This is a genomic window from Helicobacter canis (assembly GCF_008693005.1).
Taxonomy (GTDB): domain Bacteria; phylum Campylobacterota; class Campylobacteria; order Campylobacterales; family Helicobacteraceae; genus Helicobacter_B; species Helicobacter_B canis.
In genome coordinates this window covers 214,083-236,639 of the sequence record NZ_VXKE01000021.1, presented here as the reverse complement: position 1 = coordinate 236,639, position 22,557 = coordinate 214,083, and the positions used below count along the sequence as shown (strand labels likewise).

The following is a 22,557-nucleotide window of genomic DNA, read 5'->3' as shown; positions in this document are numbered from 1 at the left end:
AATCCGCGCCAAACAACCAAACCCACACTTAAGGAGAGTCAATGGAGAAGCGAGCTGTTGTTACGCGTTTTGCCCCATCGCCAACGGGATATTTGCATATTGGAGGCTTGCGCACAGCATTATTCAACTATCTCTATGCGCGCAAACACGGGGGTAAATTTCTCATACGCATAGAAGACACTGACCTAGCTAGAAACTCCAAAGACGCCGCACAAGCGATCATTGAGTCTTTCAAATGGGTGGGGCTAGAATGTGATGGGGAGATTATCTACCAAAGTGAGCGATTCCCCCTCTATGCCAGCTATGCCAAAAAGCTTGTAGAAGAGGGCAAGGCGTATTACTGCTATATGAGCAAAGATGAGCTAGAAGCCCTGCGAGAATCCCAACGCGCACAAGGCATAACACCGCGCTATGATAATCGCTACCGCGACTTTAGCGGCACGCCCCCAAGCGATGTAGAGCCTGTAATCCGCATAAAAGCCCCACTTGAAGGCGAAATCGCCTTTGATGATGGCGTCAAAGGCAGAATCTGCGTGCAAGCAAAGGAGCTTGATGACTTTATCATTTTGCGATCTAATGGCAGCCCGACTTATAACTTTGTCGTAGCCATTGATGATGCGCTAATGGGCGTAACAGATGTAATCCGCGGCGATGACCACACAAGCAACACGCCAAAGCAGATTCTCATCTACCAAGCACTAGGCTTTGCAATCCCTAAGTTTTATCATATCCCTATGATTTTAAACCCAGAGGGCAAGAAGCTTAGTAAGCGCGATGGCGCGATGGGCGTTATGGACTATAAGCTTATGGGCTATTTGCCAGAAGCACTGCTAAATTTCCTTGTGCGACTTGGCTGGAGCTATGAAGATAAGGAGATTTTCTCTCTCCAAGAAATGCGCGAACTCTTTGAAGCAAAAAACATCAACTCTTCTGCCAGCCGCTACAATCAAGAAAAATTCCTATGGCTTAATCAGCACTATATCAAAGCCTGCGATGATACTAGGCTAGAAGCCTTGCTAGGCGAGTTTGGCGCGAAGCTTGAAGCCTACCAAGCACCGATAAAATCTCTACTTTTTAACGCGCTAAAAGATAGGAGCAAAACACTCCTAGAGTTTGCTGCCCAGCTTAAAGAGATCCAAACCCTCCCGCAAACTTATGATGAAAAAATGCTACAAAAGCTAGATTCTGGCGCGCTTCAAGCACTAGCAGAGCTAGCAGAAGAAGCCACGGAAACAGCGAAGTTCAAGCAGCACTTCACAAGCCCAGAATCCCTAGAATCCTATCTCCACAACTTTGCAGAATCTAAATCCATAAAAATAGGCAAGCTTATGCCAGCCCTGCGCCTAGCTCTACTTGGCAAGGGGGGTGGCATAGGCGTGTGTGAAAGCTTGCTGATTCTAGGAGAAGAGCAAAGCATAGAGCGCATACAAGCACTGCTCAAACGCATTGGCTAGCTAGATTCTAGCTGCTTTCTTGCTAGGATATAGATGGGCTCATAAGTGATCTTCCCGCCAAATCGCTTCTCATAAGCTAGCAGGGCAGATTTGCTTAGCACTCTCTTAGGCGTGTGCAGTGCCACACCGCTTGCACGAAAATGCCTAAACACCCCAAGCGCACTCCCGCACTCAAGCTCAATCATCTCGCTACTACTATGCAAAATCTCTAGCCCAAGACTCTCACACAGCCCACATAGCTCTGCTAGCTTGATATACTCTAGCCCTATGCCAAATAGCTCTCTAATCTCATAGCAATTTTGCCCTCCAAAGCTCCCTAGCAAAAGCACCCCATCATCTGCTAGCATACTTGCCACATCTGCAAGCACTTCCCTTGCCCTAAGCCACTGCAAGCACGCATTTGAAGCGATCAAATCAAATCGCTGGGCAAAAATAGGCTGATTTTTTATATCGTGCATATCAAAGGTCATCACCTGTGTGTGCGCACTTAAGCGCGCTTGCAATATGCTTGCGTGGTTGTTTATGTCATTGCAGACAAACTGCGTGTAGTCTAAATTTGCTTGCAAGAGTGCGCTAAAGTCCCCCACCCCAGCACCAAACTCAAACACCCTAGCAAACGCCTTACCCCCCGTATGCGTGAGCAGCAGCTCCACAAGCTTGCGCCGCATAGCAGCTTGGATAGGCGCATTCTTAGTATAGCTTCGCCTTGCTTCCCAGAATCTAAACCCGCTCCTAGAATCTACCTGAAGCGCACATACTCTAAGCAGCTCTAGCCAGCTAGTAAAATGCCCAAACGCATAATGAGGTGCATCGATATGGTGGCATTTTGTGTTTGTTTGCACAAAGCTAGATTCTACAACCATAGGGGAAAATATACAATCTTTACTACTTATAATGGCGTGCGTGAAGTGTATTGCCTGCTTAGGTAGCTGCACACTCAAGCAAAACTGCTGCAACGCCAGCAGCTCATCTTTACACTCTAGCACACTGCCAAACAAAGTGCTACAATCATCGCTAAACCCACGCGCCTTTAGTGCTTCTCCAATCTCTGCCCTATCATCTATGCCAAAAAATGCGCGCGCAAACTCCTGCACATCAAAATACTCCAAAGTGCGCGCATAGATTCTAGGGTGTATCCCATACTTTGCGCTAATCCCTAAAGGCGTGCCATTGATAGCGACACAAAGTCCAAAAGCCCCCAAGCGATCAATGCTTGCAAGTAGCCTAGAAGCCACGCTCACCCCTAAGGAAAATGCCACCAAAATACAATGCCTATGGCTATCGATCAATTCTTGCAGCTCTTGTAGCGTAGATGAGAGCGTGCTTGGGACTTGCGTGTTTGAGACTTGCTTGCTAGATTCTACCTGTGAAGATATGGCAGAAGCTAATGTCAAATCCATCTTAGGCAAATCCCTATAATCATAGCAAATAGCGACATTGCACGCTGGTATATCGCACGCCAAATGCGCCAAAAGTCTAGGCTTAGTCGCAAAGCCGCTAAAGCACAGCAGCAAAGTCGTCGCACTCTTGTCAAATGGCTTAGAAAATGCGATTTGCATAATACTCCAATGCTTCATATAGTGGCTCTAGTGTGCTGTGGCTAGCATTTAGGCTAAAGCGGATTCTAGCTGTGCCACTAGGGATTGTGGGAGACTTGATTGCCCTAGCAAATATACCGCGAGACTCTAGGAAGTCTTGGCACTCTAATGCCTTGCTATTTGTCCGCAAAATGAGCGAGATAATGTGCAAATCTCCCAAAACATAAGGGCTAGAATCTAGCCTTTTAGACTCTAGGGGTGCGATGATAGATTCTAGCTTGCTCCTTGCTTGCTTGCTTATGCTATGTAAGCGCGCTCTTTGCGCACCTAGATTCCCAAGCTCACAAAAGGCAAAAAAGCTAAACGCCACATTAAGCGGCGGCAAAGCCGTAGAGTAGATAAGCCCGCGCGCAGTGTTAGTAAATAGCTCCTTTAGCTCCTTAGCACAAAGCATACAAGCCCCTACACTCCCCAAAGCCTTACCAAAAGTAAAGACCAAAAACTCCACCTCATCACTAAGCCCAAGACTCTTGGCAAGCCCTAGCCCATCATCACCTACGACACCAATACTATGCGCCTCATCAAGATATAGCAGAGCGTTGTAGCGATTTTTTAGCGCGATAATGCCAGATAAATCGCACAAATCCCCATCCATACTAAACACCCCCTCGCTAACAATGATAATATGCCTAAAACGCGCGGAGTTAGATTCTAGCAACTCTTGTAAATGTGCCATATCATTATGCTTAAATCGCTTCCACCATAAGCTTTTGTTCATAGCTTTTGCTTGCAAAATTCCATCAAACATACTTGCGTGCGCATACTCATCAATCAAAATCCCAACCCCCTCAAGCCGCCCAAGCGCACAAAGACAAGAGATATTGCAATGATAGCCGCTATTAAAAAGTAGCGCGTGCTTTGGGGCAAAGCATTGCTGCAAGGCTGCCTCAAAGCGCTCCCACACAAGATAGCCCCCACTAAGCGAGCGCGAAGAGCCAGAGCCAAGCGAGAAGTCTCCTATATCTATGGCGTGCGCTTTGGCAAACTCCCAGAATCTAGCCGCAAGATCCTTGGCTTCTTGCTCGTGTGTGGGCGCATAAGTGGGCATATCGAGTTTATCGCTAGGCAAATGTGGCGAAGTGATAGCGTGTGAGAGCCCTGCTAGCCCCAAATAATCATTGCTCGCTAGATTGAGCAAAGGCACGCCATTTTTAATGAGAGAATCCCCTAAATGCGCATAGTCTGCAAGGGATCGCAGATTATCATCTCTAGCAAGTGTTTGGGTAATGTGTCCTGCTTGGGTGATAAGCGCGCGCAGGGCAGGATTCTCGGTTGGGTTTTTGGTAAGATTTCTAGGCATAATATCTCCGCATTAAAAGCGTGGATTATAGCCTAGAAACGCAACTTCACCATAAGGATTCTAATGCCCAAGCTATCAAACGACAATCTCTTTGCACGCGACCTTGCTCATATTTGGCACCCTTGCACGCAGATGAAAGACCACGAAGACTTCCCTATAATCCCCATAAAATCCGCCAAGGGAGTGTATTTATACGACTTTGATGATAATGCCTACATCGACTGCATTAGCAGCTGGTGGGTCAATCTCTTTGGACATTGTAACGCAGCTATAAATGCCGCTATCACAAGTCAGCTCAATGAGCTAGAGCATATTTTGCTAGCTGGCTTTAGTCATAAGCCTATCATCGATCTATCACAGCGGCTTTGCGCCCTGCTTCCAAGCACACTTAGCAAATGCTTTTATGCAGATAATGGCTCCTCTGCCATTGAAGTCGCTCTAAAAATGAGCTTCCACTATCATCGCAACATCTCAAGCGCAAAACCACCGCGCAGCAAATTCCTAGCCCTTAGCAACGCCTACCACGGCGAGACCATTGGCGCGCTAAGCGTGGGGGATTTGGGGCTGTATAAGCAAATCTATGAGCCGATTTTGCTCTCCTGCCTTAGCACGCCTGTGCCAAATGTCTTTGACAAAGCAAAGGGTGCTAGCTTGCACGCACCAGCAGAGCTAGAAGATGAGAGCTACTATGAGCAAGAGCTGCGCGCGCTAGAATCTATCTTAGCACGCTATGGAGAAGAGATTTGCGCCTTTATCATTGAGCCAATAATCCAATGCGCAGGCACTATGCACATCTATCCAAAAGCCTTCATCAAAAAGGCGTGCGAGCTATGCAGGAGCTTTGGCGTGCTTATAATCTTTGATGAAATTGCCGTGGGCTTTGGGCGTAGCGGGAGTATGTTTGCCCTAGAGCAGTGTGGTGTTACGCCAGATTTCTTATGTTTATCAAAGGGCATTAGCGGGGGGTATCTGCCTTTAAGTGTTGTTATTACAAGTGATGAGATTTATCAGGCATTTTATGCACCTTATGAAAGCAACAAGGCGTTTTTGCACTCTCATAGCTACACGGGTAACGCCCTAGCGTGCGCGGCTGCAAATGCTGTGCTAGATATATTTGCCACACAAAATATCATTGAGAAAAACCGCGCCCTATCGCTGGCTATTTTTGCCAAATGGCAGGAGCTTGAAGAGCTAGCAATAGTCAAAAACCTGCGACATTGCGGAATGGTCTTTGCCTTTGATTTAGATTCTAGTAGGGCGCGCGCTGGGCTGACAGTGTTTAAGCAAGCACTGCAAAGGGGCTTATTACTCCGCCCGCTTGGAAATACGATCTACTTTATGCCCCCATATATCATCACCATAGAGCAAGCGCACTTCGTAGTTCAAATGCTTAAGGAGATCCTACACGACCCCAATAAGCTTGCGTGAGATTGTGCTATAATCTCGCCTTATTTCTTACACATCACATCACCAATAAGGAGAACCTATGCAAGTAATCCGCCTAGAGGATTCCACAGAGCTTCAAGCCGCTAAAAACGCGATGTTTCGCTCGCTTGTTACTATGCTTATTTGCTATTTTCTTAGTGTCGTGCCTTTTGTCGGGATTATCGCTTCGGTGGTAATGCTAGGGGCTATGGTATGGTATCTTGTAGGGGTGTATAAATTCTCAAAGCTTACTAACTCCTCTATATTTCAAAGTCATATGTTTATGATTTTGATCGCTCTTGGGCTTGGGCTTATGCTGGTAGTGGCGCTTATAGTTGCAGCACAAGGTAGAGATTTTGGACTTTTCCTAAGTGTCGCTGGCGTGGTGTATCTCATCGATATTCCACTAATGCTATGGCTATTTTGGAGGATCTGCACAGAGTTTAGCGCACGGACTAATCTCAAGCAGTTTATCCTAGCCTTTAAATTCTATGTCGGCTCACTTGCGCTTGTTATCATTGCCTGTATTGTGGTGTTTCTAGCGATTGACTTTAGTCTTTGGGTGGGAATATTGCAAGCGAGCTTAGGGCAAAGCTCATTTGATACTCTAAATATCAATGAGCTCTCAATCAACACTTCTCTTATCTATGCGGCTATGCTGATTTTAGCCCTAGCACTTATCGCCACGATACTAAGCTTTATCTTTTATCTCCTAGGTGTTGCCAAAATCACAGAAGTAAGCGTGCGGGAGAAGCCAGCAGCTAGCCAAGCTAGCTAGCCCAAGCCCCATTATGCCAGAATCCACCTTTGTGCAAGTGGCTTCTCCCACAATTTCTCCCACGCTTGCCCACACTCTTAGCACCCTACCTGATAAACCCGGAATCTATCAATACTACGATTCTAGCGGCAGGATTTTATACATAGGCAAGGCAAAAAACCTAAAAAACCGCATAAAAAGCTACTTCGCCCTAACGCCAACCAAGCAGCAAAACACCCCGATCCCAAGCCCCAACTGCAGCCCACGCATAGCACTTATGGTGCGCCAAATCGCGCGTATAGAAACTATCGTCGTAGAGAGTGAGAGCGATGCGCTGATTTTAGAAAACTCCTTCATCAAGCAGCTAAAGCCCAAATACAATATCCTCCTGCGCGATGATAAAACCTACCCATACATCGCCTTTGATATGGGGCTGGATTTCCCTGTGCCATTTATCACGCGCCAAGTCAAAGGGAGCAAAACCACGCGCTACTTTGGTCCCTACCCTAGCGGCTGCCGCGAGATCTTGCACTCTTTGCTAGAGCTTTTTGCACTCGTGCAGAGGTCTCCTAGCTGTGTGGCTAAAAAGCGTGCGTGCTTGTTTTATCAAATCAATCGCTGCCTAGCCCCTTGTGAAGATAAAGTCTCTAAAGAAGCTTATAGAGATATAGTGGATTCTACCTTGCAGGTGCTAAAGTCTCCGCATAAGCTCATCAAGCTCCTTGAAGCAAAAATGCTCTCCCTCTCCCACAATCTCCAATTTGAAGAAGCCGCCACCTACCGCGATAGGCTTAAAAAGCTTGCATATTTGCGAGAGCTTTGCGTGCTGGATTTAGCAAAAGATATAGATTTAGATATAGCCTACTTCTACGCGCCTTTTTTGGATAACGAGCCTGCTAGCTCTGCCATATTTCTCTGGCTTTTTGTGCGTGGAGGGAGGGTCGTGTCTTTCTCCCACGAAATCGTGCGTGTTAGCAAAGATTATGACCCAAGTGAGATCTACACCCAAGCCCTTATCAATCGCTACGCTGGCAAGCTCCCCCTCCCCCCAGAGTCCATAATCCTGCCAGCGTGCTTTTCTAAAGAGCAGCAAGCTGCCTTGCAAGAAGTCCTAGCACGCACACAAGGTAGAAAAATCCCCTTGCACGCGCTTGATAAGGGCAAATACGCCAAGTTTATCCCCATCGTGCAAGAAAATGCCGCCTTACTCCTAGCCCAGCATACTGACGCACACGCCAGCGAGCTAGCACTCCTGCGCGATCTACAAAGCCTGCTTGATTTAGAGCAGCCGCCTAGCACAATCGAAGTCTTTGACACAAGCCACCATAGCGGGCGAGACTGCGTGGGCGGAATGGTCGTGTATAAAAATGGCGTGTATAGCAAGGAAAATTACCGCCGATACAAGCTAGAAAGCCGCGATGAATACGCCCAAATGCGCGAGATGCTAACCCGCCGCGCCCTACGCTTTGACAAAGCTGCTCCACCAGATCTGTGGCTGCTTGATGGGGGCAAGGCGCAAATTGCCATCGCCAAAGAAATCCTAGAATCCAGCGGTGCGCGTGTCGATGTCATCGCCATCGCCAAAGAAAAGCGCGACGCCAAGGCTTACCGCGCCAAAGGTGGAGCGCGAGATACTATCTACACTGACACAAAGGCTCTCAAACTAGACTCTAGCGATAAGCGGCTGCAGTTTCTCCAAAAGCTGCGCGATAGCGTGCATAAATATGCCATAGGCTATCACCGCCATAGCAAACGCTTGTCCCTAACCCAAAGCAACGCCCTAAAGGCAAAGGGACTAACTCAAGCGCAAATTACCCGCGCGCTAGCCTTTAGCGGCAGCTTTGCAGCCATCAAAGACAAAAGCAAGCAAGAAATCTTAGCCCTAATCAAATCCCATAGAATCTAGCTCTATTCTAGCCGAGCACATCTACACCCATACAACCCGCACACCAGCCTAGCAAGATAGCTAGCGCACTTCTTAAGGAAGCTGGGTTTAAGCAACTTTCTCCTACAATGCGCCACCAATCTAGTATCGCTTAAAGAGTATCTATGCCCCTACCACTGCCAAAAGTCCGCGCCTTTATCACACTAATGCGCCCACATCAATATAGTAAAAATCTCTTCATTTTTGCACCTGCATTCTTTGGCTTTGGGCAGTATGACTTAGGCGCAGTCGCGCTTGATTTGCTTGTGGCATTTTGTGGATTTTGTCTTATCGCTAGTGGGATTTATGCCATAAACGACTGCCTTGATGCCAAGCTTGACGCCCTGCACCCCAGCAAGGCAAGCCGCCCTGTGGCAAGCGGTGCAATCTCGCCTTTACTAGCCTATATTTTTGGTATAGCTCTTATACTCTTAGGGGGGGGGCATATATGATTATGGGCAAAGACTTGGAGGCAAGTGCGCTACTTAGTCTCTATGCACCCATAATTATTTACATTGTCTTAAATCTTGCCTATTGTCTTTATCTTAAGCATATTGCTATTGTTGATGTATTTTGTATAGCTAGTGGCTTTGTGCTAAGGCTTTGGGTAGGGGCTTTGGTGATCGCCATTGGGCTCTCACATTGGATTGTGATTACGACCTTTTTGCTAGCAGTGTTTCTAGCTCTTGCTAAAAGGCGCGATGATATACTTCTGCTAGAATCTGGCATTAAAGCGCGTAATAATATCGATGGCTACAATCGTGTGTTTTTAGACATTGCTATGGGGATTTCTGCCTCACTTGTGATGGTGGCATATATCTTTTATAGTATTGATGAGTCGGTCAATGAGCGACTCCACACGCATAATCTCTACTTAACCGCCGTCTTCGTCCTGCTAGGCATTTTCCGCTATATGCAAATCACCTTTGTTTTACAAAAATCTTCTAGCCCCTCTAAGATTCTCCTACACGATCGCTTCTTACAGCTTGTGATCCTAGCGTGGCTAGCAAGCTTTATCATCATTGGATTTTGGAGGTAGTATGAGAAAAATCACCAAAAATCTAGCACTTTATGCCCTTATGGCAGTGTGCTTTGGCGTGTTTTGTTATATGGGGTGGCGGTATGTCGATGTAGAGTTTCTAGCTCTTACTAATGGCGATGCTATGCCCCAATTTTTGCAACTGCAAAAGATGTATCAAGGGCTTACCACGCTTAATATCAAGCAGTTTTTCGCCTTTGAGTTTTATAACTATGGCTTTTTCTACTATATGCTAAATCTCCTTGCTGCCCTACCCTTTATCATCACAGAGAGCTACTCCTTGCAAATCTACGCCCCACGCGTGCTAAACGCACTTTTTAGCATAGCAAATATCTGGCTACTTTATCGTATAGCTAGAATCTATCTTAGCGCGCTAGATTCTATGCTTATTGCAGGGATATTTGTGGCTATGGGTGGATTCTGGCATTTAGGCTATGTGTTTAAGCCTGATGTGTTTCAAGCATTTTTCGTGCTTGCTTGTGCGTATTATCTCTTGCGCGATAATTTTAGCTTTGGCAAGCACTACACGCTTGCGTGGATAGCTCTTGGGCTAGGTATTGGACTAGCTAAATTCCAAGCGATCCTCTTTATCCCTATGATGTATGCCTATATCTGCCTGCCTGCTCTCTCTATGCAAGCAGGGCAAATACTCCTAGCACTAAAGCGATGTGCGCTAGGCACGCTAGGGATTATCGCGCTATGGATTCTAAGCAATCCTTATCTCTTGCATAAAAGCGGCTTTAATGCGTGGCTTAGTATGTTTGAAGGTAATATGCGCTCAAATGCTACCAACCACGGCGCATATACACAAGTGCCCTTAAGTGAGAAGCTCTCCCAAGTCATCGAGCTTTATTATTTTGAGATAGTTGTCTTTATCGTGCTGCTTGCTGCTGGGCTTTATTGCTGTATCATCGCACTTCAATGGCTCATTTGGCAAAGCCCACGCGCGCTAGATTCTAGCAAGCAAGACTCTATGCAACAGCCCTACACACAAGCAGAATCTATATGTATCGCATTTGCGCCACTTGCAGTGGGGTTTTTCATCTCGCTTGTGTATTTGCTATTGTTTGTCAATAAAGCGTGGGAAGCCTACTACTTTAGCACGATGGCACTTGGCTGCGTGCTATTTATCCCGCTTGCTCTGCTTGTCGCTAAAACTTCTAAGGGGGGGGGGGCAGCACACAAAGAGAAAGAAGCTCTATCAAACCACTGCCCTATCGCTCTTGCTTGCACTACAGATTCTAGGAGGGCTTATGTCTAGCACTTACAAACAAGTCTTTACCAAATATCCCATTTCCCTAGATTCTGCGCACGCTCTGGCACAGGAGCTTACTGATCTCGCGCGCCCTTTTATCACCGATCCAAATACCACCATTTTTAGTGATAATGTGAATTTCTACTACCTATCACTTGGACTAAAGCCCACCCAAATCTATCAAATCTTTGGTCTGCCAAATGCTGAAGGCTTTGTCTATGAGCAGTGGAGCAAGAAGCCCCACTCCCTGCCATTTATCCCTAAAGACTTCATCATCTTAAGCCAAAATTGGTGGCTATCAAGCTATGAGAAGCGCTCCCATACAGATGAGCAGACAAAAGAAGTGCTAGAGAAGCTCTTTAGCGGGCAATACCCTTACAAGCAAGTCGCCAAAAGCGAGCATTTCATCATCTTTGCTAATACTGATGAGCAGCATAGCAATATCACTAAGCCAAAGGAGTAGTTATGAACCCGCAGAAATTTAGTCTTAGAGAATCTATTGTGCTCTATAGTATTCTGCTTGGCTGCTTTGCAGTCTTTTGCTATATGGATTGGCGGTATGTAGATGTGCAGTTTCTAGGGCTCGCTAAAGGCGATGAAATGGAGCATTTTTTAGAGCTACAAAGTATTTATAATGGCTTTATCACGCTTAATATCAAAAAGATTTTCACCATTGGTGCATACAACTACGGCTTCCCCTACTATATGCTAAATCTCCTTGCTGCCCTGCCCTTTATCATCACAGAGAACTACCCCTTGCAAATCTACGCCCCGCGCGTGCTAAACGCGCTTTTTAGCATAGCAAATCTCTATCTCATCTACAAAATAGCTAGAATGTATCTCTCTGCTAGGCTTTGCGTGGTTGTCATTGGTATTTTTATCGCGATGAGTGGATTCTGGCACCAAGGCTATATTTACAAGCCTGATGTATTTCAAGCATTTTTCGTGCTTGCTTGTGCCTACTATCTCTTGCGCGATAACTTTAGCTTTGGCAAGCATTATACGCTTGCGTGGATAGCTCTTGGGCTAGGTATGGGCGTGGCGAAGTTTCAGGCGATTCTCTTTATCCCTATGGTGTATGCCTATATCTTTATGTGTATGCGCACTCAAGGCATAATCCCTAGCATAAAGCGCGCGATCGTAGCGACATTTGGAATCTTTGCTATTTGGATTGCTACTAATCCCTACCTCCTGCACCCAAGGGGCTTTAATGCGTGGTATGCAATGTTTGCTGGCAATATGAACTCTAATGCCACCAATCACGGCGCATATACACAGGTATCATTAAGCGATAAGCTTGCTATGATTGATTACTACTATTTTGAGATAGTTGTCTTTATCGCACTGCTTGCTGTTGTGGCGTATTATTGCTTCATCGCTGGCAAGCAGGCATTTTTAGCGACTTCCACCAACTTCTCTATGCTATCACACGCACAAGGCACTGCCCTGCGCTTCGCGCCCATTGCCGCTGGGCTTGGCGTCTCCTTTGTTTATCTACTCTTTTTTGTCAATAAAGCGTGGGAAGCCTACTACTTTAGCTCCATAGCTCTTACTATCCTTGTGCTAAGCACTCTTGGCACACTCCGTGCGCGGAAGCTTCTAGGGGGGGGGGCAGTATTGCTTGCGGTGCTGTTTGTCCAAATTATCGGGGCTAGTATGAGCGGCTCGTATAAACAAGTTTTCACTAAATACTATGCACAAGCGGATTCTATGGACTCTATGTATGCCTTAAGCGATGAGCTTGTAGAGACTCTGCGCCCGCTGATCCACGATACACGCGCGACAATTTTAAGTGAAAATACCAACTTCGCTTACTTATCACTTGGGCTAAAGCCCACGCAAATCTACCCAATTTATGGGCTTTCTTATCCAGCTGGGTTTGTCTATGAAGAGTGGGCAAAAGAATCTAGGGCAAATAGCTTTATACCAAAGGATTTTATCGTCCTTTATGTAGATAAAAATCGCTACGATACACCCAAAAACACCTACGAGCAAGAAGCAAAAGACATCTACCACAAGCTTATAAATGGCTCCTACCCTTATAGAAAAGTCGCCCAAAGTGCGCATTTCATCATCTTTGCCAACACTGATGAGCAGCATAGCAATATCCTAACCCAAGCACCAAAGGAGCAATAATGTCTAAGCATCTAGCAAATTTTCTAAGCACAATCAACACCCTTATCAAGCGATACCCTAAGACTAGCTTTGTGCTTTTTGCACTCATTATCGCGCGCTATGCGTATATTGTTTTTCCATTAGCCCTATTTGGCGAGTGGGCATCACTAGATATGCAGTGGTATCCTACAAAGCAGCTCTTTGGCTTAGGGGAGTTTGAGCAAGCCTTAAACCCATACATTGCCTATCTTAATGGCGATGTATTCCTAGCAAATGGTCCAAACTATATGCCCTTGATGTATTATGTGATGTTTCCCTTTGGCTTGCTGGAGTGGGAGGGGGCGAAGATCGCCTTTGCCCTGTGGAATATCGCGCTATTTTGTGGGACGATTGTTCTTTTTATACGCTATGGGACAAATCGCGGCTTTTTGTATGCAGCAAGTATCCTTGTCGTGCTTGGCTACTGCTTTGGCACCGTCATTGGCAATGCGCAAAGTGCGATTATGATAGGCTTTTTCATCGCTCTTGCCTACTGCTTTAGGCATAAGAGCATTATCCTAAGTATCGCCCTAGCTTTTGTGTGCATTAAGCATTCTTTCGGGCTGCCGCTTATGCTTGGATTTTTCCTAGCAGGATATAGGAGAGAAGTCATCGCAGCTGGCGTGCTAGTGGCTCTAGTTATATGTGCCTTTAGCTTACAGACCCACACAAGCCCCATAGACACCCTGCGCCTACTAAGCCAAGTCAATGCCGCCCATTATGCCAGCGGCAGCGCATTAGGCGGTCCAAGCGATCTTTTCTCCCTCTCACAAAAGCTCTTCCACAATCCCATAAGCCCCATAAGTCTTATAATCCTAGTCATTTACGCAAGCTTTGTGTGGATTGTCTATGCGTATAAACCAAGTGAAAGCGCGATCATTAGCGCGAGCATTGTGCTTTCACTCTTCACCCTGCCCCACCTAGGCTATGATGGCTATATGCTCTTTCTCGCCCTACTTATCGCAAAAGACTCTTACAAAGCGTTCAGCCTGCCTATGCTAGCCCTTTTAGCTATCACACTATTCATCTACCGGGGGCAAAAGCTTAAGCCCTATATCGACTCCCTAAGTCAAGCAATTATGCAATTATTGAATGGGGGGGGGCAGCACACAATACAAGAAACCCACTGGGCTATGAATATGGGCGTGCCATTTTGTATCGCTATGTGTGTGGGCTTTGCGCTTGTGTTTTACCTACTCTTGCTTGGCACGCGCAAAGATAGCAGCGCACAAAGCTAGAATCTAACAGGAGATCCCAATGCTACTGCACCGCACCATATCACTACTGCAAGCCCTAGAATCTAGCTTTGCTAGATTCTATTGTGCTAGGCTTACTTTCACCATAGCTTGCGTATTTCTGGGATTTTTATGCGCACTCTTTATGCTAGCAAGTCTTGGATTTTTGCTCCATATCCCTATCACGCCACTGCATTTGCCCCTTGCCTTTGCCATAAGTCTTATCCCACTATTTTTGGCAAAAAGTAGGGAAATTCTTCTAGGGGGGGGGGCAGCTGTGCTAGGTGGCTTTAGTCTCTCTCTCACACTTAGTGCCCTGCTCTATGACTACTCTTGGGACGGGAGAGCCTACCACCAAATAGGGATTTTATACCTTGCAAATGGCTGGAATCCAGTATGGCAGAAAATGGCAGACATAGAGCCCTTGCTCCCCTACCTAAGCCACGAAATCTGGGTAGAGCACTATCTCAAGTTTAGCGAGGTAGTCGCTAGCTCTATTGTGAGCGCGCTTGCTCCTATCGCTCCTAGTAGCCTTGATACTATCGAGCTAGGCAAGGCACTAAACTTTATCGCCGCATTTGGGGCGTTTTTATATAGTCTCTCTGTGCTAGCCAAATTTATCAGCCCGCTGAGTGCTGCTATCATTAGCCTGTTTGCAAGCTTTTCGCCTGTGGTGGGCGCGCAAATCGCCACTTACTATGTCGATGGGCTGCTTTCTTGCGCGCTTTTGGTGGCATTTTGCGCCATTATTGATAGAGAGTTTTACCGCAGGAAGCTAGTGGATTCTAGCCCTAACGAGATAAAAGCCATATCCCAAGCCCTCTTTGCTCGCTCTTCTATCCTAGCAGGCGCACTGCTAGCAATGGCTAGCATTAAGCTCACAGGCGTAGCGTATGCGGGCTTTATCGGGCTAGGCTATCTTGTCTATCTACTCTGGTTTTATCCCTTCAAAGACTCTAAGCCCATTATCGTGCTAGGACTTATCACAGGCTCTCTTATCATCGCTTGCAATGCCAATCCACTCCTTACCAATCTAGCTAATGGCAAGCATTTTGGCTACCCACTCTTAGGCAAAGAAAAAATCAACATCATCATAGGGCAGCAGCCAAAAATGTTTGATGAGCTAAACTCTGGCACTAAACTTCTCTACTCACTCTTCTCACGCACGCAAAACTGCACCGCGCAATGCACCCCACAGCTTAAAGCTCCCTTTTCACACTTGCACGATGAAGCCCCAAATGTCGATACGCGTATCGCTGGGTTTGGCGCGTATTTTAGCGGGGTGGTGCTGCTTAGTGCGCTTATGCTTGTGCTCTTCCGCCAAGGCTTTAGGCGCAAGGAGATTCTAGGGCTTTTGTTGTTAGTTGCAGGGAGCTTTCTTATCAATCCAGAATCGTGGTGGGCGCGCTATGTGCCACAGATGTATTTCCTCCCACTCCTTGTGCTAGGCGTTAGCTACTATCTATGCAAGAAGCCCCTAGGCAGCTTACTGCGCATAGCTCTGCTAGTAACAATTACGATAAATTTCACCACCTATGCAAAGCAGTTTTACAAGCACGGCTCACACTATAAGCAAGCCACCCTAGCACGCCTAGATTCTGCTAAGACCTACACGCAAGAGCAGACTCTCTATATCTACTCAAATGGCTGGGAGCACTCATTCCTACACAAGCTAGAATCTGCAAAAATCCCTTTCACTAGGCTTGATAGCAAAGAGAACCCCCCTGCGCCACTTTTTGTCATGCCTTATAGTTTGGGCGAGATTTATTGGAGTATAGAGAGTCTATGAGAGCCACCCAAGCCCTACTAAGCCTGCTTGCAAAATATGCGACATTTCTGCGCTATTGCGTAGTGGGGGTGATGGCTAGCGGAGTTTTCTATGGCGTGGCAAATCTCTCGGCACTGCTTTCAAAAGTAGATTCTAGGAGTGAAGCACAAAACCTAGAATCCACTTTTGAAAATGCTCAAAATGCAGGCAAGCTAGCACAGGATTCTAGCAAGCAGCACCAAACTCTAAACCAGCTAGCACAGGATTCTAATGCTTCTACTCAAAATGCCCAAAATTTAGAAACACCACAGGCGGCAGGATTTTGCGATGATTTTGTGGGTTGTCAAGGCGGGGGCGAAGGGATTTACCTAAGCGGTAATGAGCAAGCCCTCGCCGCAGACTCCCGCAAAAGCGCGCAAAAGCCAACGCCAGAGCTTAGCTTAGCCACTCTGCTAGGCTCTCTTGCCAGCTTCATCTTCGGCTACTTCGCGCAAATGCGCCTAGCATTCCGCGCCTACCCCAACCACAGCACAATGCTGCCGCGCTACCTTGCCCTGCTAGCTCTCATTGCCATCTACGCCCAAGCCATCACCTATCTTGGCGCGTTTTTCACGCTCTCCTACTATCTCATCAGCGCATTTATCGCGCTAAGCGTGCCGCTATTCTCTTATCCGTTACAGAAGTTATGGGTGTTTGCTAAAACTTCTAAGGGGGGGGGGCGACACATAGTGTAGATTTCGCATATTTTCTAGCCTATGATACTTCTGTTTTAGATTCTACCTCTACTTTAGATTTTGCTCTTTCTTTTCTCTATTTTCTTTATCGTTTTCTTTTTTACTCTTTATTCCACACACGAAAATCTAGCCTAGAATCCACTTTTTCATACAACGCCCCAACTCCGTCATTACGAGCTTTGCCTAGCAAAGCGTGGCAATCCATACAGCACCACGCCAAATCCCTAGAATCCATTTTTCAAAACGCCGCAACTCTAAGCAAGCCACAAGCGGCAGGATTTTTGATGAAAAATTGGGGTTTTCAAGGTAGTGGCAAGGGAGTTACCTTAGCGGTAATGACCGCAGCCGCTACCGCAGAATCCACGATTTTTCGCAAAAAGCCAACGCCTAACTTAATTTAAGGAGTGTTTATGATCACCTTTATTCCGCTAATTTTGTTTTCCGTCCTGCTCAATGCCACCGCCCAGCTGCTGCTAAAGCGCGGTATGAGCGAGCTTGGCGAGCTAACTCTAAGCCTTAGCTTTATCCTAAAGGGCGTGCTAAACCCCTTTATCCTAGGGGGCTTGGCGATTTATGCCATTAGCATTGTGAGCTGGCTTATCGTGCTAGCACGCGTGAATGTCTCTATCGCCTACCCTTTCCTTAGCATAGGCTTTATTTTTTCCGCTGTGGTGGCGTATTTCGCCTTTGGCGAGCCGCTGAGCTTGCAAAAGATTGTAGGCATTGCGCTCATTTGCGCTGGACTTGTGTTTTTGACTTTTAGCAGGGGGTAGGATATGCGCTATATTGTCATTGGTGGGAGCGGGTTTGTCGGCTCCTACACGATTGCCGCCCTTGTAGAATCTATGGCTAACAACCGCATAGAAAAGGCAGAAATTTTCTGCCTAGATCGCGTGCCAAACCCTGCGCTAGAGTCTCTAAGCACCTTTGTGCATTGCGATTTGCTGCAAGGCTTTGACTTTGCGCTAGATTCTAGCGACATCATTATCCACCTAGCTGCTAGAGCTTATGCGCCAAAGCCACCTTTAAAGCCCTTTGGCTTACAAGCCTTAGAGCAGTATTTCTATGAAGTCAATGTCGCTGGCACGCAAGCCCTGCTTACATCAATGCTAGAATCTAACGCGCACAAGCTTATCTACTTTAGCACTGATATGGTCTATGGCAAGCCTGATTACTTGCCTATAGATTCTAGGCACAAACGCACGCCCTTTGGCTACTATGGCGCAAGCAAGGTGCAAGCAGAAGATCTAATCGCCAAAGCAAGGCAGCAGGGCATAAATGCAAGCATTTTCCGCCCTAGGATTATCGTAGGGGCTGGGCGGTATGGGATACTGACTAAGCTTTTTACACTTATTGCCCACTCTTTGCCTGTGCCACTTATCGGCGATGGGAGCAACTGCTACCAAATGATTAGCGTGCAAGACTGCGCCCAAGCCATCATCTGCGCCATAGAAAAAAGCTTCCCCAACAACGCCTACAACCTAGGCTCGCACAATCCCCCCACGATCAAAGCCCTTTTAAGCGATCTCATCGCACAAGCAGGATCAAAGAGCATTCTTATCCCCACGCATGCAAAAAGTGTAAAACTCGCCCTAAGTGTGCTAGAGACTCTTGGAGTGCCGCTTATGTATAAGGAGCAATACGCCATAGCGGACTGCCAATATATCGTCGATATTAGCAGCACGCAAGCAGAGCTAGGCTGGAATCCGCTTTATAGCGATAGCGATATGCTACTAGCGGCGTATAGGCAGTATTTACACACTAAAGAGCTACACAAGTCCAATGCGCTATAATGCGCTCTATTTTATCTTTGGAGATGATTATGGAGACACAAACTTCTAGCAATGCCGCTAATACTTCTGCTAGCAGCGCACTTTGCCCCCCCCCCCGTTTTAGCCAAAGCTCTTACCAAGTAGCCCTAGCCTTTGGTATTTTTCTCTTTCTCTACGCGCTAAACGCGCTCTTTCCGCCCCAGAGTGATGACCTAGGCAGGGGCTTAGGACTGCTGCAAGGCGCACTTAGTGTGTATATGAATTGGCTAGGGCGTTTGGGCGAGCTGCTAGCGGCAGGCTTTGGCAGCCACTTTGCTACCACGCCCTACTTCGCCCCGCTAAACGCGCTTGTTGGCACTTATGTGATCTATGCCTTTTTCTTTATCGTCTTTGGGAGAAAGCCCAGCGATACCCTGCAAGATCTAGGCACAATCGCGCTTATACTCTTTATCCTTATGGTTGATGGCTCTTCATCATTTGGTGGGATTTTTATTGTCGTATTTGGTGCATTTAATTACCTCTGGGCATATATGCTTATCTTTAGCTTCCTTATCCCTTATAGAATCTTGCTTAGCTACATTCTAGGCAGGCGATCTACCCCACCAAAGCTCTCATTTATCTGCGGGGCGGGGCTCTTTGTGCTAGGGATTCTAGCTGGCTGGAGTAGTGAGTTTATCATCGTGGCTATTGCGTTTTTGCTAGGGCTATTAGTGTATATGCTCTATCAAAAGCAGCGAGTCCCACTTTGGTATATCGCTGGGATCGCTGGGCTTGTGGTGGGGTTTCTCATCGTTTTCCTAGCCCCGGGTGCGCTAAAGCGTATCGCAGTGTTTAGGGAGCTTGGCATTCCCTTTCATAGCTTTAGCGAGCTGCTATCTATGAATCTAGGCGAGCTAAAGGCGTGGCTGAAATTTGTCTATGGCAAGGCAAATATTTTTCTCACACTAAGCATTATCCTAGCAAGCACACTCTATCTCCTAGAATCTAGTAAAGCGCAAAAGCTCCTTTTCATCGCGCTTGTAGCTATTGCCGCGCTCATCTTGCGCCAGCACACAAGCGGAGCATTTTTCCTGCTAGCTCTTGCGTGGGCGTGGTATTTGAGCTTCCTAGCCCATAGGCAAAGCAAGCTTCCTTTGCGCAATATGCTTTTGTGCATTGGCTTTTGCTTTTTTGCTGTATTTATGTATAAAAGTGCCAATATCCAAATGGGCTGGCTACCTAAGCGCACTTCGCTGCCTTTCACACTTTTGCATATAGCTATGGTGCTAGCGTTTTTACACTATCTTACTTCACGCTATCCGCATTGGCGTAAGCCCATTGCGACACTAGGGATTGCAAGCTGCATAGCCTATGGGAGCTTCGTGCTTATCGCGTATGTGGATATGCGGATTAAGTGGCATACAATGCTTTCATCAATCGCCACGCAAAAAGCCCTAGGGCAAGTGGATATAGTCGTGGATTCTGCAACCTTCGCTTCCTACTACAAGGGCTATGGCGACTTTGGCAATCCGGGCGAAGACCCAAAAGTGTGGCCCAACAACACCTATGCTAACTATTTTGGAGTAGAAAGCTTCACTGCCAAACCTATGCGCCCATAATACGCTATAATCGCTCCTTTTAATCCAACACAAGGAGCATTTATGGGCTTTAGCAATAGCTATGTAGAACGCCTGCGCAAAAAGGCGCGAGGCGTGATCCTCCCTACCCAAGAGATTTGCGCTATTTTAGAATCTAGCTTTGATCTTAGTGCGCCGCGCACTATCGCAGACTTTGGCGCAGGGACGCTGTATTTTAGTGAGTATTTTGCGGAGAAGATGACTGATAATGATATTTCTATGGGGGGGGGGGGCAGCAACTAGAGCGCGTTAGCTTTTTGGCTAAAAATGGCGATTACTGCGGCGAGTCTGCAGTTACGCACGCCCAAGTGCGCGCCTTTGACTCGCCTTGCAAAGCCCCATTTTTAGCGCAAAAATCTTTCCGCGAGCAAACTTCCCTAGAATCCACTTTTCAAAAAGTGGATTCTAGCACCGCCACAAATATAAGCGAGCCGCAGCAAAAGGATTCTAGGATTTGTGAAAATACTCCAACTCTAACCACGCCACAGGCGGCGGGATTTTGCGATGATTTTGTGGGTTGTCAAGGCGGGGGCGCAGGGAGTTACCTAAGCGGTAATGACCAAGCCCACGCCGCAGACTCCCGCAAAAGCGCGCAAAAGCCAACGCTAGAAGGCAAAGTTGTAGCCATTGACTCTATCTACACCACCCTAACCCCCACCACCACCTACCCCAACATCACCCTAGAATCTAGCCTAGATTCTGCCCTTGCACACTACGCATTTGACCTATTTTTCGCAAGCGATGTGCTGCACCACTTATCCCCAAACTTCACGCAAAAGCTCCTAGAGTCCATAGCCCATATCCCCATAATCATCATCAAAGATATAGATTCTAGGCATATCTTTGGGCATTATGCAAATGCCCTGCACGATCTAGTGTTTAATCAAGAAAAAGTTTGCAAAGTCTATCCAAACAAGCTAGAATCCACCCTACAAGCTCTAGGCTATACCACGCGCTACCACTACCTACCAAAGCTCTGGTATCCGCACTTTTTACTCCTAGCCTACAAAGCCACCAAATAACCCCAACCACCACAAAGGATACAAATGAGAGATGATGCCCTAGATATATTGCGCGGACTATGCGCGCTTGGCGTGGTATTTATCCACACGACATTTTGGAGTGGCGGAAGCTATGTGCCACAAGCGGTGCAGAGTCTCTCGCTGCTTATTGATGTGCCCGCCTTTTTCTTTATCGCTGGAATGGCTCTAGCATATAGCAAAGCTCCAAACCCCCTGCCCGCTTTATGGAAGCTTATTTTCTACTTTGGTGTGTGCATTGCTATTTATGATCTATGCGTAAGTATTGACACTAAGCACATAAGCTTTATGAATACCGCAGCGGCGATCACACTGCACGGCTTTAGCACAAATGCGCTACCTGTGCTTGGGGGGTCGTATTGGTTTGTGCCTGTGTTTTGCGTGGCAATGATAGCAGGCGCGCTTATTATAAGCTTTGTGCGCGTGCCGCTGGCTTTGCTAGCGAGCTTTGCGCTAGGGCTTTATATCGCGGCGTTTTTTGGGATCTTTAGCTGGCAGGGTTCTTTCCTTGGCGTGGGGCTGCAGTATCTGGTGTTTTATACTGCTTTGATTGTGCTGGGCTACTACTTTATCCGCTCTCAAAGGCAAAGGCTCATCATCATAGCTTGTGCGAGCGTGGGGGCAGGAGGCTTTGCTATGCTTATAATCTTGCACTCTAGCGGCTCTCTTGCGCACTTGCCTAGTATCTTTGATCTCCAAGCGCATAAATTCCCCGTATCTCTGCCCTATGTGCTTGCTTCTTGTGCGAGCTTGGCGGGGCTTTTGGTGGTGTATGTAGCCCTTGCAAAACGGGGGGGGGGGGGAAGCTAGAGCGCGTTAGCTTTGGGGCTAAAAATGGCGATTGCTGCGGCGAGTCGGCGGTCATTACCACTCAAGGTAACTCCCTTGACTCACCTTGCAAAGCACCATTTTTATCACCCAAATCCCACCGCGAGCAAGCTTCTTTAGAATCCAATTTTACGCAAAGCCCCGATTTCTCATCTACAATCCTAGAATCCAAAAGCAGTAGTGAAAGCCACAAATCTTTCCGCGAGGAAGCTGAATCAAACGCGCAAAACCCCGAATTCTCATCTACAATCCTAGAATCCTGCGCCAATAGTAAAAATCATAAATCCCTCCGCAAGCAAATAGCCCCAGATAACAACCTAGATTCTAGGCAAATGCAATCGGCGCGAGCTTATGCTTGCGGCTTAAAAATAGCTTGCCGCGATTGTGCATTAGGATTCTTGCGCTTTGCTGGGGTCAATGCGATTTACTTCTACATCGCGCAGGGTATCTCATCAAGCCTGCTCTTCCCCATACTGCGCCACTTTCCGCCGCTTGCGTGGTGGGTGAAGCTACCGCTGGCATTTTGCATTAACCTTGGCTTATGCGTGGTGTTTGTGTGGATTTTGATCGCTCTTTTTTGGGCGATTAGCCATCTAGCGCGCAGACTCTCACGCCAGATAGGCGCAAGCTCTAAACACCTTTAAGCCACAACCTGCTA

General features: G+C 47.0%; 22 protein-coding genes. 19 read left to right on the top strand and 3 right to left on the bottom strand.

Annotation, left to right across the window (positions count from 1 at the left end; translation table 11 throughout):
• The first annotated feature begins 41 nt into the window (after positions 1 to 41).
• Complete coding sequence (gene gltX, locus F4V45_RS08155; protein WP_150337835.1) at positions 42 to 1,454, top strand: glutamate--tRNA ligase; 1,413 nt, start codon at positions 42 to 44, stop codon at positions 1,452 to 1,454.
• Here the strand turns inward: gltX and F4V45_RS08150 are convergent.
• Together F4V45_RS08150 and F4V45_RS08145 are read right to left on the bottom strand one after the other, a co-directional pair.
• Positions 1,451 to 3,013, bottom strand: a complete 1,563-nt coding sequence (locus tag F4V45_RS08150) for a pimeloyl-ACP methyl esterase BioG family protein (RefSeq protein WP_170235216.1) — start codon at positions 3,011 to 3,013, stop codon at positions 1,451 to 1,453. The genes gltX and F4V45_RS08150 overlap by 4 nt on opposite strands.
• Complete coding sequence (locus tag F4V45_RS08145; protein ID WP_150337833.1) at positions 2,994 to 4,352, bottom strand: aminotransferase class I/II-fold pyridoxal phosphate-dependent enzyme; 1,359 nt, start codon at positions 4,350 to 4,352, stop codon at positions 2,994 to 2,996. The genes F4V45_RS08150 and F4V45_RS08145 overlap by 20 nt, the downstream gene beginning before the upstream one ends.
• A gap of 63 nt (positions 4,353 to 4,415) precedes the next feature.
• Between F4V45_RS08145 and F4V45_RS08140 the strand changes: the two genes are divergently transcribed.
• From F4V45_RS08140 to F4V45_RS09630, 11 genes are all read left to right on the top strand, one after another.
• A complete protein-coding gene (locus tag F4V45_RS08140) occupies positions 4,416 to 5,780 on the top strand; it encodes an adenosylmethionine--8-amino-7-oxononanoate transaminase (RefSeq protein WP_150337832.1) in 1,365 nt (454 codons plus the stop codon).
• A gap of 58 nt (positions 5,781 to 5,838) precedes the next feature.
• Positions 5,839 to 6,555, top strand: a complete 717-nt coding sequence (locus F4V45_RS08135) for a hypothetical protein (protein ID WP_150337831.1) — start codon at positions 5,839 to 5,841, stop codon at positions 6,553 to 6,555.
• A gap of 13 nt (positions 6,556 to 6,568) precedes the next feature.
• Positions 6,569 to 8,440: an excinuclease ABC subunit UvrC gene (uvrC, locus tag F4V45_RS08130; RefSeq protein WP_150337830.1), complete on the top strand. Its 1,872-nt coding sequence runs from the start codon at positions 6,569 to 6,571 to the stop codon at positions 8,438 to 8,440.
• Between the two features lie 143 nt (positions 8,441 to 8,583).
• Positions 8,584 to 8,910, top strand: coding sequence for a UbiA family prenyltransferase (locus F4V45_RS08125; RefSeq protein ID WP_150337829.1), 327 nt, complete (start codon positions 8,584 to 8,586; stop codon positions 8,908 to 8,910).
• The gene (locus F4V45_RS08120) at positions 8,907 to 9,497 is read left to right on the top strand and encodes a UbiA prenyltransferase family protein (protein WP_150337828.1); all 591 of its coding nucleotides are present in this window, start codon (positions 8,907 to 8,909) and stop codon (positions 9,495 to 9,497) included. Before F4V45_RS08125 ends, F4V45_RS08120 begins: the two co-directional genes overlap by 4 nt.
• 1 nt (position 9,498) lies before the next feature.
• The gene (locus tag F4V45_RS08115) at positions 9,499 to 10,758 is read left to right on the top strand and encodes an ArnT family glycosyltransferase (RefSeq protein ID WP_150337827.1); all 1,260 of its coding nucleotides are present in this window, start codon (positions 9,499 to 9,501) and stop codon (positions 10,756 to 10,758) included.
• The gene (locus F4V45_RS08110; RefSeq protein ID WP_150337826.1) at positions 10,751 to 11,215 is read left to right on the top strand and encodes a hypothetical protein; all 465 of its coding nucleotides are present in this window, start codon (positions 10,751 to 10,753) and stop codon (positions 11,213 to 11,215) included. Before F4V45_RS08115 ends, F4V45_RS08110 begins: the two co-directional genes overlap by 8 nt.
• A 2-nt stretch (positions 11,216 to 11,217) precedes the next feature.
• Complete coding sequence (locus F4V45_RS08105; RefSeq protein ID WP_150337825.1) at positions 11,218 to 12,888, top strand: ArnT family glycosyltransferase; 1,671 nt, start codon at positions 11,218 to 11,220, stop codon at positions 12,886 to 12,888.
• Entirely contained in the window at positions 12,888 to 14,144 is a 1,257-nt protein-coding gene (locus tag F4V45_RS08100) for a glycosyltransferase 87 family protein (protein WP_150337824.1), read from the top strand. The genes F4V45_RS08105 and F4V45_RS08100 overlap by 1 nt, the downstream gene beginning before the upstream one ends.
• 19 nt (positions 14,145 to 14,163) lie before the next feature.
• Positions 14,164 to 15,930, top strand: a complete 1,767-nt coding sequence (locus tag F4V45_RS08095) for a hypothetical protein (RefSeq protein WP_150337823.1) — start codon at positions 14,164 to 14,166, stop codon at positions 15,928 to 15,930.
• Entirely contained in the window at positions 15,927 to 16,643 is a 717-nt protein-coding gene (locus tag F4V45_RS09630; RefSeq protein ID WP_210670610.1) for a GtrA domain-containing protein, read from the top strand. Before F4V45_RS08095 ends, F4V45_RS09630 begins: the two co-directional genes overlap by 4 nt.
• Positions 16,644 to 16,743: 100 nt before the next feature.
• On the opposite strand, the gene F4V45_RS09980 is transcribed toward F4V45_RS09630, so the two are convergent.
• Positions 16,744 to 16,878 (bottom strand): hypothetical protein, encoded by a 135-nt coding sequence (locus F4V45_RS09980; RefSeq protein ID WP_281292484.1) that lies wholly within the window; start codon positions 16,876 to 16,878, stop codon positions 16,744 to 16,746.
• 175 nt (positions 16,879 to 17,053) lie between these two features.
• Here F4V45_RS09980 and F4V45_RS08085 point away from each other — a divergent pair, with 175 nt between their 5' ends.
• From F4V45_RS08085 to F4V45_RS08055, 7 genes are read left to right on the top strand one after another with little or no spacing between them, the layout of a single operon-like run.
• On the top strand, positions 17,054 to 17,416 hold the full coding sequence (locus F4V45_RS08085) for a DMT family transporter (protein ID WP_210670611.1): 363 nt from the start codon (positions 17,054 to 17,056) through the stop codon (positions 17,414 to 17,416).
• A gap of 3 nt (positions 17,417 to 17,419) precedes the next feature.
• Complete coding sequence (locus F4V45_RS08080) at positions 17,420 to 18,436, top strand: NAD-dependent epimerase/dehydratase family protein (RefSeq protein ID WP_150337821.1); 1,017 nt, start codon at positions 17,420 to 17,422, stop codon at positions 18,434 to 18,436.
• Positions 18,436 to 20,013, top strand: coding sequence for a DUF6056 family protein (locus F4V45_RS08075; protein ID WP_150337820.1), 1,578 nt, complete (start codon positions 18,436 to 18,438; stop codon positions 20,011 to 20,013). Before F4V45_RS08080 ends, F4V45_RS08075 begins: the two co-directional genes overlap by 1 nt.
• 42 nt (positions 20,014 to 20,055) lie before the next feature.
• Positions 20,056 to 20,274: a hypothetical protein gene (locus F4V45_RS08070; protein ID WP_150337819.1), complete on the top strand. Its 219-nt coding sequence runs from the start codon at positions 20,056 to 20,058 to the stop codon at positions 20,272 to 20,274.
• A 14-nt stretch (positions 20,275 to 20,288) separates the two neighbouring features.
• On the top strand, positions 20,289 to 21,053 hold the full coding sequence (locus F4V45_RS09625; RefSeq protein ID WP_211362732.1) for a hypothetical protein: 765 nt from the start codon (positions 20,289 to 20,291) through the stop codon (positions 21,051 to 21,053).
• A gap of 24 nt (positions 21,054 to 21,077) precedes the next feature.
• Positions 21,078 to 21,881 (top strand): acyltransferase family protein, encoded by an 804-nt coding sequence (locus F4V45_RS08060; protein WP_150337817.1) that lies wholly within the window; start codon positions 21,078 to 21,080, stop codon positions 21,879 to 21,881.
• Positions 21,812 to 22,543 carry a hypothetical protein gene (locus tag F4V45_RS08055; protein ID WP_150337816.1) on the top strand — a complete coding sequence of 244 codons (732 nt, stop codon included), beginning with the start codon at positions 21,812 to 21,814 and terminating at the stop codon, positions 22,541 to 22,543. The genes F4V45_RS08060 and F4V45_RS08055 overlap by 70 nt, the downstream gene beginning before the upstream one ends.
• Positions 22,544 to 22,557 lie beyond the last annotated feature (14 nt).

Coding starts and splice junctions, on each gene's coding strand:
- gltX (WP_150337835.1), top strand. CDS start 42: ATGGAGAAGCGAGCTGTTGTTACGCGTTTTGCCCCATCGCCAACGGGA.
- F4V45_RS08150 (WP_170235216.1), bottom strand. CDS start 3,013: ATGCAAATCGCATTTTCTAAGCCATTTGACAAGAGTGCGACGACTTTG.
- F4V45_RS08145 (WP_150337833.1), bottom strand. CDS start 4,352: ATGCCTAGAAATCTTACCAAAAACCCAACCGAGAATCCTGCCCTGCGC.
- F4V45_RS08140 (WP_150337832.1), top strand. CDS start 4,416: ATGCCCAAGCTATCAAACGACAATCTCTTTGCACGCGACCTTGCTCAT.
- F4V45_RS08135 (WP_150337831.1), top strand. CDS start 5,839: ATGCAAGTAATCCGCCTAGAGGATTCCACAGAGCTTCAAGCCGCTAAA.
- uvrC (WP_150337830.1), top strand. CDS start 6,569: ATGCCAGAATCCACCTTTGTGCAAGTGGCTTCTCCCACAATTTCTCCC.
- F4V45_RS08125 (WP_150337829.1), top strand. CDS start 8,584: ATGCCCCTACCACTGCCAAAAGTCCGCGCCTTTATCACACTAATGCGC.
- F4V45_RS08120 (WP_150337828.1), top strand. CDS start 8,907: ATGATTATGGGCAAAGACTTGGAGGCAAGTGCGCTACTTAGTCTCTAT.
- F4V45_RS08115 (WP_150337827.1), top strand. CDS start 9,499: ATGAGAAAAATCACCAAAAATCTAGCACTTTATGCCCTTATGGCAGTG.
- F4V45_RS08110 (WP_150337826.1), top strand. CDS start 10,751: ATGTCTAGCACTTACAAACAAGTCTTTACCAAATATCCCATTTCCCTA.
- F4V45_RS08105 (WP_150337825.1), top strand. CDS start 11,218: ATGAACCCGCAGAAATTTAGTCTTAGAGAATCTATTGTGCTCTATAGT.
- F4V45_RS08100 (WP_150337824.1), top strand. CDS start 12,888: ATGTCTAAGCATCTAGCAAATTTTCTAAGCACAATCAACACCCTTATC.
- F4V45_RS08095 (WP_150337823.1), top strand. CDS start 14,164: ATGCTACTGCACCGCACCATATCACTACTGCAAGCCCTAGAATCTAGC.
- F4V45_RS09630 (WP_210670610.1), top strand. CDS start 15,927: ATGAGAGCCACCCAAGCCCTACTAAGCCTGCTTGCAAAATATGCGACA.
- F4V45_RS09980 (WP_281292484.1), bottom strand. CDS start 16,878: ATGGATTCTAGGGATTTGGCGTGGTGCTGTATGGATTGCCACGCTTTG.
- F4V45_RS08085 (WP_210670611.1), top strand. CDS start 17,054: ATGATCACCTTTATTCCGCTAATTTTGTTTTCCGTCCTGCTCAATGCC.
- F4V45_RS08080 (WP_150337821.1), top strand. CDS start 17,420: ATGCGCTATATTGTCATTGGTGGGAGCGGGTTTGTCGGCTCCTACACG.
- F4V45_RS08075 (WP_150337820.1), top strand. CDS start 18,436: ATGCGCTCTATTTTATCTTTGGAGATGATTATGGAGACACAAACTTCT.
- F4V45_RS08070 (WP_150337819.1), top strand. CDS start 20,056: ATGGGCTTTAGCAATAGCTATGTAGAACGCCTGCGCAAAAAGGCGCGA.
- F4V45_RS08060 (WP_150337817.1), top strand. CDS start 21,078: ATGAGAGATGATGCCCTAGATATATTGCGCGGACTATGCGCGCTTGGC.